The following is an 11897-nucleotide window of genomic DNA, read 5'->3' as shown; positions in this document are numbered from 1 at the left end:
GCCCCCCATGCGATCCCCCTTGAGCTTCCGCAGGCTGGTCGTGGCCCTCGCCGTGTCACCCTTAGTCCTCACCGCCTGCGGCGGAGGTGGAGGCGGCAGCGCACCGGCCCCCTCCGTCACCGGTGCCGGGGCCGACGACCGTCAGGTCAAGGGGGGTGGGACCCTCACCGTCGCGCTCAACGCGGACCCGGATGCCCTGGATCCGAGCTTGTCGACGACCCTCGTGGGCCGCGAGGTATTTGTGAACATGTGCGAGAAGCTCTATGACATAGACGCCGCCTCCGCCCTTGTTCCCCAGCTGGCGGCCGGGCTTCCGGAGGTTTCGGCGGACGGCAAGGCCGTCACGATCAAGCTTCGGACCGGCCTCAAGTTCAACGACGGCACGACGTTGGACGCCGCCGCGGTCAAGAAGTCGCTGGACCGCCACCGCACGTGGGAGAAGTCGTCCCGCCAGGCCGACCTGGCCGCGGTGGAGGAGGTGACCGTCGTGGACCCGGAGACGGTGAGCCTCTCCCTGGCGCGCCCCTTCACCCCGCTGACCGCGCAGCTCGCCGACCGCGCGGGCATGATCATGTCGCCGAAGGCGCTGGACAGCGAGGGCGACAACTTCGGCGCCGCTCCCGTCTGTGTCGGGCCGTTCAAGTTCGCCGGCCGTACCTCGGGCAGCGAGATCCGCCTGGAACGCGCGCCGGACTACTACGACGCCGCGAAGGTCAAGCTCGACAAGCTCGTCTACAAGATCATCGTTGATCCGAACGTACGGGCCGCCAACCTCAAGTCCGGTGACGTCCAGGTGGCCGACCAGCTGGCCACCACCACGGTGGCCGGCGTTCAGGCCGACCCCAACCTGGGGGTGGTCTCCGGCGGCGGGCTGGGCTTCTACGGCTTCACCATCAACGTGGGCAACGCCAAGGGGGCCACGGAGAAGCCGGGCAAGGTCGACACGGCGCTGGCAGGCGATCCCCGGCTCCGCGAGGCCTTCGAGCTGTCCCTCGACCGAGACGTCATCAACAAGACCGTCTACAACGGTCTGTACGAGCCTGACTGCTTCCCCCTGCCGCTGAAGAGCCCCTACCGCTCGCCCGACCTCAAGTGCCCCCCGCACGACCCGGCCAAGGCCAAGCAGCTGGTCACGGAGAGCGGAGCGAAGACCCCGATCCCGGTGACCCTGCTCTCGCCGAACGACGCGACCAACCAGCGGCTGGCCCAGGTGATCCAGCAGATGGTCAAGGACGCCGGGTTCGCCGTCACCGTGCAGACGGCCGAGTTCGTCACCACCCTGGAGCAGGGCAGGGAGGGCAAGTTCGACGCCTTCCTCAACGGATGGTCCGGCCGGGTCGACCCCGACGGCAACGTCACCAACCTGATCACCAGCGGGGGCACGAACAACTTCGGCGGCATGTCCGACCCGGGAATCGACGACCCCATCAAGGAGGCCGCGGCGACGGGCGACGTCAACGAGCGTCGTGACCTGTACGCGAAGGCGGTCCAGCGGGCGGCCGAGATCCGCAGCGTCATCTACCTGTACCACAACAAGTACTACCTGGGCATGAACAAGAACGTCGCCGGCGTGAAGTACTACGAGGACGGGCTCCCGCGGTTCACCACCGCCGGGCTCGCCCAGTAGGACCGGCCAGATGCTCTGGTTCGTCCTCCGCCGAGGCGGAGCGGCACTGATCGTGTTGTTCCTGGCCAGCGTCCTGATCTTTCTGGGGATCAGGGCGCTGCCCGGCGACCCCGCACTGGTGATGGCCGGTGAGGACGCGACGCCCCAGGCGGTCGCGGCCATCCGCCACGCCTACGGCCTCGACAAGCCCCTGCCCACGCAGTACGTCGACTACGTCGGCCAGGTCCTGAGCGGCAACCTCGGCCGCTCCACCCAGGACCAGCTGCCGGTGGGGCAGATCCTCGTCGAGCGCCTGCCCGTGACCCTCGAACTGTCCGCCCTGGCCCTGCTGGTGGCGATCACGATCGGCGTGCTGTCCGGCATCGTCGCCGCCGTACGGCGCGGCCGGCTCGCCGACTACGTCGCCACCGGGTTCGGCCTGATCGGCCTGTCCGTCCCGCACTTCTGGCTCGGGCTGCTCGGCATCCTGCTGTTTTCGGTCACCCTGCACTGGCTGCCGGCGTCCGGGTTCGTCCCCTTCACGCAGGATCCGGCGGGCAACCTGCAGCGCATGGTGCTACCGGCCCTGGTGCTCGGCACCGGGTTCGCCGCCGTGCTGATGCGGCAGACCCGGTCGGCGATGCTCGGGGCGCTGTCGGCCGACTACGTCCGGACCGCCCGGTCCAAGGGCCTGTCGGAGACCAAGGTCGTCGGCGCGCACGCCCTGCGCAACAGCCTGACCACCGTGATCACCGTACTCGGCCTGCAGCTCGGGGCGCTGATCAGCGGTGCGGTGGTCGTCGAGCAGATATTCGTGCTTCCCGGATTCGGGAAGCTGACCATCGACGCGGTCCTCACCCGCAACTATCCGGTGATCCAGGCCGTCGTCCTGGTCACGGTCACCGGGTACGTGCTGGTCAACCTCCTCGTTGACATCGCCTACGCGTTGCTCAACCCGCGCGTCCGGCTGTCGGGAGGTTCCCGTGGCTGAGAAGACACTCTCCCCTGAGCCGATCGTGCGGTGGAACTCGGGCCGGGCGGATCGCCGCCGCCGGCTCTGGCGCCGCTTCCGGCGCCGCCCGATGCCCATGATCGGCCTGACGCTTGTCGTGGCGTTCCTGATGCTGGCCGTCTTCGGCCCCCTGGTGAGCGGAGACCCCTCGGCCCAGGACTACCTGGCGACCCTGATGCCGCCTTCGATCGACCACCTGCTGGGCACCGACGACCTCGGTCGCGACGCGTTCGCCCGGGTCGCGTCGGGAGCCCGGACCTCGCTGCAGGCGGGGGTGCTGTCCACGATGCTGGCGATGGTCGTCGGCATCCCGATCGGGCTGGCGGCCGGCTTCTACCGGCGGTGGCTGGACTCGATCGTGATGCGGCTGGTCGACGTGACGCTGGCCTTCCCGTTCCTGGTGTTCGCCGTGGGGCTGGCCGCGATCCTGGGCCCGTCGCTGCGCGGTGTCGTCCTGGCGCTCTCGTTCGCCCAGCTTCCCGCGGTCATCCGGATCACGCGCGGCGAGGTGCTGGCGATCCGGGAGATGGACTACGTGTCGGCGGCGATCGCCGACGGCGCGACCGATGGTCACATCCTGTTCCGCTACATCCTGCCCAACTCCGCCAGCCCCCTCATCGTCCAAGCCACCGTGGCGATCCCCACCGCGATCATCGGTGAGGCCACGCTGTCGTTCCTCGGGCTGGGCGTGCAACCGCCGACGCCGTCGTGGGGCGTGATGCTCAGCGACGCGCAGCAGTACCTCGACACGGCTCCGTGGCTGGCGATCTGGCCCGGTCTGCTGATCGCGCTGGCCACGCTCGGCTTCAACCTGCTCGGAGACGGTCTGCGCGACGTCCTCGACCCCAGGAGCGGCCCGTGAACGCCGCCGACCCCAAGGAGCGGCCGATGAACCCCGTCAATCCCGGGAGTGGCCGATGAGCCTCCTCGAGATCACCGACCTCACGGTCGGCTTCGACACCGAAGACGGTACGGTGCACGCCGTCAAGGGCGTGTCGTTCAGCGTGGAGCGAGGCGAGATCCTCGCGCTGTGCGGCGAGTCCGGCTGCGGCAAGTCGGTCACCGCGATGGCGGTGCCCCGGCTGCTGCCCTCCGCCACGACCCGCCTGTCAGGGTCGATCAAGCTCGACGGGCAGGAGCTCACGGTCCTTCCCGAGGCGGAGATGCGGCGAATACGGGGCAAGGAGGTCGCGGTCGTCTTCCAGGAGCCGATGACCTCCCTGAACCCGTCGTTCACGGTCGGCTACCAGATCACCGAGGTGCTGCGCCGGCACGAGCGCCTGTCCGCGCGGGCCGCCCGCGCCCGCGCCGTCGAACTGCTGGAGCTGGTGGGGATCCCCGCCCCCCACCGGCGGGTCGGGGAGTATCCGCACCAGCTGTCGGGCGGGATGTGCCAGCGGGTGATGATCGCCATCGCGGTGGCCTGCTCCCCCCAGCTGCTGATCGCCGACGAACCGACCACGGCGCTGGACGTGACGATCCAGGCGGGCGTGCTCGACGTCTTCCGCGACCTGCGCGACCGGCTCGGAACCGCGATCATTCTGATCACCCACGATCTGGGCGTGGTCGCCGACATCGCCGACCGGGCCGTGGTCATGTACGCGGGCCGGGCCGTCGAGCAGGCGCCGGTCGAGGAACTGTTCGCCCGTCCTCGCCACCCCTACTCGCTGGGGTTGATGCGCGCCCTTCCCGCGGCCGCGGTCGTCGGGCCGGACGGGCGCAGGCGGCTCACCGAGATCCCCGGCATGGTGCCCTCGCCGCTCTCAGATCCGCAGGAGTGCGCGTTCCATCCGCGATGCCCGTCGGCCCAGGCCGACTGCGCGGCCTCCCGCCCTCCGCTGGAGCGGCACGGGGACGCGCATCTGGCCGCCTGTTTCCACCCCGGAGGTCACCCGTGACGTCACCCGTGGCAGAGCCGATCCTGCGGGTCGGCGACCTGGTCAAGCACTACGGCGCCGGACGGGGAAACGTGGTCCACGCCGTGGACGGCGTGTCGCTCTCCATCGGTCCCGGAGAGGTCCTCGGGCTGGTCGGCGAGTCGGGCAGCGGGAAGTCCACCGTCGGAAAGTGCATCCTGCGCCTGACCGAGCCCACCTCGGGGACCGTCAGCCTCGTGGGCCGCGACATCACGCACCTGTCCCGCAGGGCGCTGCGCCCGCTCCGGCGTGACGTCCACATCGTGTTCCAGGACCCGTACTCCTCGCTCAACCCACGTTTCACGATCGGGCAGATCGTCGCCGAACCGTTGCGGCGGCACCGGCTCGCCCGGGGTGGCGAGGCGGCGAGGCAGGTCACGGCGATGCTGGAGCGGGTGGGGCTGAGCGCCGAGACGCTGAGCCGCTTCCCTCACGAGCTGTCCGGGGGGCAGCGCCAGCGGGTGAGCCTCGCCCGGGCCCTGATCCTGGAGCCCAAGCTGGTGGTGGCCGACGAGCCGGTGTCGGCGCTGGACGTCTCCGTACAGGCCTCGGTGCTCAACCTGATCACCGACCTCCAGCGCGACATGGGGTTCTCCTGCCTGTTCATCACCCATGACCTTTCGGTCGTGGAGTTCCTGGCCGATCGGATCGCCGTCATGTATCTCGGGCGGATCGTGGAGACGGGACCGACCGCGGAGATCTTCGCCGCGCCGCGGCACCCGTACACCCAGGCGCTGCTGTCGGCCGCGCCGGTCCCCGACCCGGTCAAACAGAGACAGCGGCGTCGGGTCGTGCTCTCGGGCGAGGTGCCGAGTCCGCTCGACCCACCGCCCGGCTGCCGTTTCCACACGCGCTGCCCGGTCGCGGTCGACCGCTGCCGTACGGAGGTGCCCGAGCTGCGGGACCTTCGCCTCGGCGACCACCCGGTGGCCTGCCACCTCGTCACGGCCGACCATGTGCCCGACGCCACCGCGACCGCGACCGCGACCGCGACCGCGACCGCGACCGCAGGAGAATAAGACCGTGGGACTCCGGCAAAACGGTCGGAGCCCGTTGAAGTGGGAGGATCCACGTGTTCACGACCAGGCCCGAGCTGACAGGTGACTTCGGAATGGTGGCCAGCACCCACTGGCTCGCGTCGGCCACCGGGATGAGCGTGCTGGAGCGCGGCGGCAACGCCTTCGACGCGGCGGTGGCCGCCGGTTTTGTCCTGCAGATTGCCGAACCGCATCTCAACGGGCCCGGCGGCGAGGTGCCGATCCTGCTGTGGAGCGAGGCTGAGCAGAAGGTCTCGGTGGTCTCCGGCCAGGGAGTGGCCCCCGCCGCCGCCACCGTCGACCGTTTCACCGGCCTCGGACTGGACCTCGTCCCGGGCACCGGACTGCTTGCCGCCACGGTGCCCGGCGCGTTCGGGGGCTGGATGCTCATGCTCGAACGCTGGGGCACCTGGACGCTGGCCGACGTGCTGGAGCCGGCGATCTCCTACGCCGAGAACGGCGTCCCGGTCCTGGAGCGCGTCGCCGGCACGATCGGGGCCGTGGAGCAGATGTTCACCGAGGACTGGCCCACCTCCGCCGCGACCTGGCTGCCGGACGGCCGCGTTCCCGAGGCCGGATCCCGGCTGGCCAACCCCGTGCTGGCCGCCACCTACCGGCGGCTGGTCGCCGAGGCCCACGAGGCCTCCCCCACCCGTGAGGGGCAGATCGCCGCCGCCCGCGACAGCTGGTACCGCGGTTTCGTCGCCGAGGCGATCGCGAAGTTCTGTGCCGAGACGGCCTGGAAGGACACCTCGGGAAAGGTCCACGGCGGCCTGCTCACCGCCGAGGACCTCGCGGGCTGGGAGGCCACCGTCGAGGACCCCCTGACCTTCGACTACCACGGGTACACCGTGTGCAAGACCGGGCCGTGGGGGCAGGGTCCCGCCTTCCTGCAGCAGCTCGCGCTGCTGTCCGGGTTCGACCTGTCCGGTATGGGGCACCTCAGCGCCGACTACCTCCACACGATCATCGAGTGCTCGAAGCTCGCGTTCGCCGACCGCGAGGCATGGTACGGCGATCCCGATCACACTGACGTCCCGCTCGCGACGCTGCTCGGGGAGGCCTACAACGCCGAGAGGCGGGCCCTGGTCGGACCCCGGTCCGACGGCGCCCTGCGGCCCGGCAGCCCGGACGGGCGGGCCCCGCGGCTTCCCACGCGAGCTCCGGGCGACGCGGCGCGCGACGGCGGCGCGTCGTTCGCGGGCGCGGGCGAGCCGACCGTCCGTTCCGACGGGCGGGTCCGCGGCGACACCTGCCATCTGGACGTCGTGGACCGGCACGGCAACATGGTCTCGGCGACTCCGAGCGGCGGCTGGCTGCAGAGCTCACCGACGATCCCCGACCTCGGCTTCTGCCTCGGGACCAGGGCCCAGATGTTCTGGCTGGAGGAAGGGCTGCCGAACTCCCTGCGTCCGGGTGCTCGCCCCCGCACGACCCTGTCGCCGTCCTTCGCGCTCCGCGACGGCAAGCCGTGGCTGGCCTTCGGCACCCCCGGGGGCGACCAGCAGGACCAGTGGAGCCTGAACTTCTTCCTGTCCGTCGTGCACGGCGATCTGAACCTCCAGGAGGCCGTGGACGCGCCGATGTTCCACTCCGAGCACTTCCCGAGCTCGTTCTTCCCCCGTGAGTCCCGGCCCGGCGTGATGATGATCGAGGATCGGGTGGATCCCGCCGTCGTCGAGGAGCTGCGGCGGCGCGGACACGAGGTCGAGGTCCAGGACTCCTGGTCGCTCGGCCGCCTCAGCGCGGTGGCCAGGGATATCGACTCTTCCGGCTTCCTGCGGGCCGCGGCCAACCCGCGAGGCGCTCAGGGCTACGCGGCGGGCCGGTAGCGGGTCTCCTCCTCGCCGGGGGCGAAGGGCTCTTCCCTCTCGCCCCCGGCGAAGAGATCGCTTACGGTCTGCGACGGCGTCCGGTTCGGAGTCCGGAGCCGTTCTCGGGCACACGCCCGAGCCCTCGGTACGGGTCGTTCACGGGCACACACGCCCGAGCTCTCGGTGCGGGTCGTTCACGGGCACACACGCCCGGAGCCTCGGCCCGGGTCGCTCATCGGAGACGGACAGGTCCGAAGCCGGGGCAGGGGCCGTTCACATGCGCACGACCACCGTGTTCGCCGCGCGGTCGTGCAGGCCTCGCTGGTCACGGTCCCAGATGAGCGCCGGTACGGCCAGGCACAGCAGCAGGGTGCGCACCAGCACGGAGACGAACCCGGGGCGCCCGCCGTCAAGGGCGGCGACCCGGACGCCGAGCAGGCGCATGCCGAAGGTCATGCCCATCGTCCCGACCAGCAGGACGTACTCCGCCGCGAAGATCAGGATCGGGACCCAGCCCTGCTGGACGGGATCGATCCGCAGGAGTCCCTGGGTGATGGCCCAGGTGCAGATCAGCCAGTCGATCACGATGGCGCCGATCCTGCGTCCGAATCCGGCGACCGCGCCACTGCCCTCCCTGGGCAGACCGAGCCGCTCTCCCGGATAGCCCAGGTCGACTCCGGCCGACCTGACGCCACCGAGCCAGGTCTGGGTCCAACGGGGCTGCTGCCTGCTGCTCATAACCTCAACGGTATCCGCCCCGAGGCTCGCCTCCGCATCCGCCCAAACTAGTATCTAACCGGTAAAAATCCGTACATCATGGTCATTCAACTTCTCAACATCTGTTTCCACCGGAGAACCCCCCAGTGTCTGACCTAGAAGACGTCGATAAGCGCTTCAACGAACTCACCGCGCAGATCGACCGGAACGAACAGCGGAAGATGAACAAGGCCGCCGCCCAGGAGTGGGCGCGCCTGCCACGCGTCAGGCGTCGCCGCAACCGGCGGATCGCGGCGTTCGCCGTGGTCGCCGTCGTGGCGGGCGCCGGGCTGTTCGTCGCCTACCGGCCCGAGGTCGTGAGCATGATCCCCGGCGTCGTCTCCGAGCGGTTCTCCAATATGGGCATGGATGCCCTGCGCCTCGGCCAGGTTCCCGAAGAGACCGCACCGGTGGACGTGAGGCCGCCGAAGCTCTCCCCCTTCGAGGGCTCTCCGGCCAAGAACTACGCCGACGGCGCCAAGGGGTTGGTGATGCCTGCGGCCAGGGCGACGGGTGGGCTGAGCCGAAAGGACGTCGCCACCGCTCTGCAGCGCACCCGGGACATGCTGAAGGCCTCCCATCTCGATCGCAAAACGCTCATGGGTGGCAAGCCGACGGCTCTGACGAAACTCCTGCATCCTGAGCAACGCGTGTGGTTCCTGAAGAACCTGGATCGTAGGAGTCCGAAAAAGAACGCCTGGGACAGCAGGTACTGGGTCACCAGCCTGGCACCGAAAACAGCCGAACTGGCCACCGACGTGATCAAGGTCAAGGGAAGGACGAAATACTCCGGTTTCCGCGAGGACGGCAGGTCCGGAGTCCGCATCAGAGTGAATTATCTATTCGTCTACGCCATTCACCGCCCCGGACGGCCGGAGCCCACCCAGCGGATCATCGCGCACAACCTCGGCGAGATCCACGCCTACCGCGAGAACGGCGAGCTGGTGATATGGCTCGCCGATTGGAACGCCGACGGCGTCGCGGGCGCCCGCTGCGACATCAACGACGCATTCACCCACCCGTTCTACGACGACTCCGTCCCCGACAAGGAGGCTCTCAAGGCCACCGGCGCTCCGGTAGACCCCTACGATCTCGACGATAACGTGAGAGACGAGAAGTGCAGCCTTACTACCGGCACGTGAAACTCGGGCAAAGGAAGCGCTTTTATGACGAGTCCAGTCGCATCCCAGGACTAACGTGGAGGCTGCTTTCCCTTAACACAGGTGAAACAAACGAGACACGGGGCGGTAACGGCAGAGACCTATATTCGGTGTCTAGCCCGTGCCCCTTGGGAGGTTCGCGTGTTCAACTCCGCCGAAGACGTCCTTAAGTTCATCGAGGACGAAGGAGTGCAGTTCGTTGACGTCAGGTTCACGGACCTGCCGGGAACGACGCACCACTTCACGTTCCCCACGGAGAACTTCGGTGCCGGCGTCTTCACCGAAGGTCTCATGTTCGACGGGTCGTCGATCCGTGGTTTCCAGGCCATCCACGAGTCGGACATGCTCCTGCTGCCCGACCCGTCCACGGCCGTCCTTGACCCCTTCCGGCAGCACAAGACGCTTAACATCAACTTCTTCGTGCACGACCCGCTGACCGGTGAGGCCTACAGCCGCGACCCGCGCAACGTCGCCCGCAAGGCCGAGGAGTTCCTCAAGGGCACCGGCATCGCCGACACGATCTACTTCGGCCCCGAGGCCGAGTTCTACATCTTCGACGATGTGCGGTTCCAGACCAACGCTCAGTCGAGCTACTACTACATCGACTCGATCGAAGGCGCCTGGAACAGCGGCAAGGCCCAGGAGGGCGGCAACCTCGGTTACAAGCCGCGCTTCAAGGGCGGCTACTTCCCGGTTCCGCCGATGGACCACTTCACCGACCTGCGTTCGGAGATGGTCCGCAAGCTCATCGAGGCGGGCATCGACGTCGAGATGCAGCACCACGAGGTGGGCACGGCCGGTCAGGCCGAGATCGACTTCCGGTTCAACACGCTGCTCAAGGCAGCCGACACCCTGATGCTGTACAAGTACATCGTCAAGAGCACGGCGCAGAAGTACGGCCACACGGTCACCTTCATGCCCAAGCCGATCTTCGGTGACAACGGTTCCGGCATGCACTGCCACCAGTCGCTCTGGAAGGACGGCGCGCCGCTCTTCTACGACGAGGTCGGCTACGCGGGTCTGTCCGACACCGCCCGCTACTACATCGGCGGTCTGCTCAAGCACGCTCCGTCGCTGCTGGCGTTCACCAACCCGACGGTGAACTCCTACCACCGCCTGGTCCCCGGCTACGAGGCCCCGGTCAACCTGGTTTACTCCCAGCGCAACCGCTCGGCGTGCATCCGCATCCCGATCACGGGCTCCAACCCGAAGGCCAAGCGCATCGAGTTCCGCGTTCCGGACCCGTCGTGCAACCCGTACTTCGCCTTCGCCGCCCAGCTCATGGCCGGCATCGACGGCATCCGCAACAAGATCGAGCCGGTCGAGCCGGTCGACAAGGACCTCTACGAGCTTCCCCCCGAGGAGGCCCGCAACATCCCGCAGGTCCCGGGCTCGCTCCCGGAGGTGCTCGCCGCCCTTGAGGCCGACCACGAATACCTGCTGGAAGGCGGCGTGTTCACGCCGGACCTGATCGAGACCTGGATCACCTACAAGCGTGAGAACGAGATCGACCCGATCCGCCTGCGCCCGCACCCGCACGAGTTCGAGCTGTACTACGACGTCTGAGCCGCCAAGCCTCTGATCTGCGGAAACACACTGGCGGGTTGATCCGCCAGATCACGCACAGGGCACTCGGGCATCTTGCGAAAGGCCGTTGACCGTCCCTCCTCCGAGGGAAGGCTCGACGGCCTTTCGCATGCGCTCCTCCCCCGGCGGCATGCACCCCTTCCCAGGCGGCATGAGGCACTTCGCGGGGGCCGCGGCCGATGCGCCCTCGGGTGGCGCGGCTGCCCCACCGGAGGCCGGGAGGGCCGGCGATCGCGGCCCTCCCGATCCGTGGATCAGCCGTTGACGGCCACGTGCGGGTAGAGCGCGGTGATGTCCGCCGCCAGGGCGCCCTTCACCTGACGGGTCCACTCGTCGGCGAGCACCTCGTGCAGACCCGCCTCGACACCGTCGATCGCCTGCCGGGCCACGTCGGCCGGGGCGGACCTGGGCGCGTCCCCCGCCCACTGCGTCGCGAGGTCGGTGTCGACCCAGCCGACGTGCAGGCCGGTGACGCCCACCCCGTGCGGGTGCAGGTCCTGCCGCAGCGCGTTGCTCATCGACCACAGCGCCGCCTTGGACGCCGCGTACGCGCCGAGCGTCGCATACCAGGACAGCGCCGAGTGGATGTTGAGCAGGTGCCCGCCGTTCGCGATGAGCCGGGGCGCGAGGGCCCGGGTCATGTGCAGCGGCCCGTAGAAGTTGATCTCGAACTCCCGGCGGACCTCCTCCAGATCCCCATTGAGGTAGTCCGCCGCCAGGGTGACGCCGGCGTTGTTGATCAGGAGGTTGACGTCCGGGGCCTGTGCGACGGCGGCGGCCACCGAGGCCGGATCGGTGACCTCCAGCTGCAACGGGACGACGTCCGGGTTGGTGATCGTCTTCGGGTCGCGGGCGGTGGCGTAGACCTTGGCCGCACCACGTGCGAGCACCTCGTCGACGAGCGCCTTGCCGAGACCGCGGCCGCCTCCGGTGACGAACACCACGGAGTCTTGGATCTTCATGTGAATTCCCTTGCACGGAGAAGGACGATTCGCGCGGCGGAGACCGC

Annotated in this window: 10 protein-coding genes; 8 read left to right on the top strand and 2 right to left on the bottom strand. The window is 69.0% G+C overall.

Annotated elements, in window-relative coordinates; all coding sequences use genetic code 11:
- The first annotated feature begins 7 nt into the window (after positions 1 to 7).
- From DKM19_RS11550 to DKM19_RS11525, 6 genes are all read left to right on the top strand, one after another.
- Positions 8 to 1627: an ABC transporter substrate-binding protein gene (locus DKM19_RS11550; protein ID WP_110695700.1), complete on the top strand. Its 1620-nt coding sequence runs from the start codon at positions 8 to 10 to the stop codon at positions 1625 to 1627.
- A gap of 10 nt (positions 1628 to 1637) precedes the next feature.
- Entirely contained in the window at positions 1638 to 2597 is a 960-nt protein-coding gene (locus DKM19_RS11545; RefSeq protein WP_110695699.1) for an ABC transporter permease, read from the top strand.
- The gene (locus DKM19_RS11540) at positions 2590 to 3480 is read left to right on the top strand and encodes an ABC transporter permease (protein WP_204358757.1); all 891 of its coding nucleotides are present in this window, start codon (positions 2590 to 2592) and stop codon (positions 3478 to 3480) included. The genes DKM19_RS11545 and DKM19_RS11540 overlap by 8 nt, the downstream gene beginning before the upstream one ends.
- Before the next feature lie 55 nt (positions 3481 to 3535).
- Positions 3536 to 4516 (top strand): ABC transporter ATP-binding protein, encoded by a 981-nt coding sequence (locus DKM19_RS51570; protein ID WP_110695698.1) that lies wholly within the window; start codon positions 3536 to 3538, stop codon positions 4514 to 4516.
- Positions 4513 to 5553: an ABC transporter ATP-binding protein gene (locus tag DKM19_RS51565; protein ID WP_239514197.1), complete on the top strand. Its 1041-nt coding sequence runs from the start codon at positions 4513 to 4515 to the stop codon at positions 5551 to 5553. The genes DKM19_RS51570 and DKM19_RS51565 overlap by 4 nt, the downstream gene beginning before the upstream one ends.
- 92 nt (positions 5554 to 5645) lie before the next feature.
- Positions 5646 to 7403: a gamma-glutamyltransferase family protein gene (locus DKM19_RS11525; RefSeq protein ID WP_110705651.1), complete on the top strand. Its 1758-nt coding sequence runs from the start codon at positions 5646 to 5648 to the stop codon at positions 7401 to 7403.
- Positions 7404 to 7658: 255 nt separating this feature from the next.
- Here DKM19_RS11525 and DKM19_RS11520 read toward each other — a convergent pair whose 3' ends face one another.
- Entirely contained in the window at positions 7659 to 8123 is a 465-nt protein-coding gene (locus DKM19_RS11520) for an RDD family protein (protein WP_089205107.1), read from the bottom strand.
- Between the two features lie 125 nt (positions 8124 to 8248).
- Here DKM19_RS11520 and DKM19_RS11515 point away from each other — a divergent pair, with 125 nt between their 5' ends.
- Positions 8249 to 9283 carry a hypothetical protein gene (locus DKM19_RS11515; RefSeq protein WP_110695696.1) on the top strand — a complete coding sequence of 345 codons (1035 nt, stop codon included), beginning with the start codon at positions 8249 to 8251 and terminating at the stop codon, positions 9281 to 9283.
- 159 nt (positions 9284 to 9442) lie between these two features.
- On the top strand, positions 9443 to 10867 hold the full coding sequence (gene glnA, locus DKM19_RS11510) for a type I glutamate--ammonia ligase (RefSeq protein WP_110695695.1): 1425 nt from the start codon (positions 9443 to 9445) through the stop codon (positions 10865 to 10867).
- A 275-nt stretch (positions 10868 to 11142) separates the two neighbouring features.
- On the opposite strand, the gene DKM19_RS11505 is transcribed toward glnA, so the two are convergent.
- Positions 11143 to 11850 (bottom strand): SDR family oxidoreductase, encoded by a 708-nt coding sequence (locus DKM19_RS11505; RefSeq protein ID WP_110695694.1) that lies wholly within the window; start codon positions 11848 to 11850, stop codon positions 11143 to 11145.
- Positions 11851 to 11897: the final 47 nt, after the last annotated feature.

This window comes from Streptosporangium sp. 'caverna' (genome assembly GCF_003203775.1).
GTDB lineage: Bacteria > Actinomycetota > Actinomycetes > Streptosporangiales > Streptosporangiaceae > Streptosporangium > Streptosporangium subroseum.
The sequence above is the reverse complement of the archived record's forward strand: the minus strand, read 5'-3'. Positions and strand labels throughout refer to the sequence as shown.

Bases quoted from the DNA above. Each gene is read 5' to 3' on its own strand.
- DKM19_RS11525 (WP_110705651.1), top strand. From the start codon at position 5,646: ATGGTGGCCAGCACCCACTGGCTCGCGTCGGCCACCGGGATGAGCGTG.
- DKM19_RS51570 (WP_110695698.1), top strand. From the start codon at position 3,536: ATGAGCCTCCTCGAGATCACCGACCTCACGGTCGGCTTCGACACCGAA.
- DKM19_RS11550 (WP_110695700.1), top strand. From the start codon at position 8: ATGCGATCCCCCTTGAGCTTCCGCAGGCTGGTCGTGGCCCTCGCCGTG.
- DKM19_RS11520 (WP_089205107.1), bottom strand. From the start codon at position 8,123: ATGAGCAGCAGGCAGCAGCCCCGTTGGACCCAGACCTGGCTCGGTGGC.
- DKM19_RS11505 (WP_110695694.1), bottom strand. From the start codon at position 11,850: ATGAAGATCCAAGACTCCGTGGTGTTCGTCACCGGAGGCGGCCGCGGT.
- DKM19_RS11545 (WP_110695699.1), top strand. From the start codon at position 1,638: ATGCTCTGGTTCGTCCTCCGCCGAGGCGGAGCGGCACTGATCGTGTTG.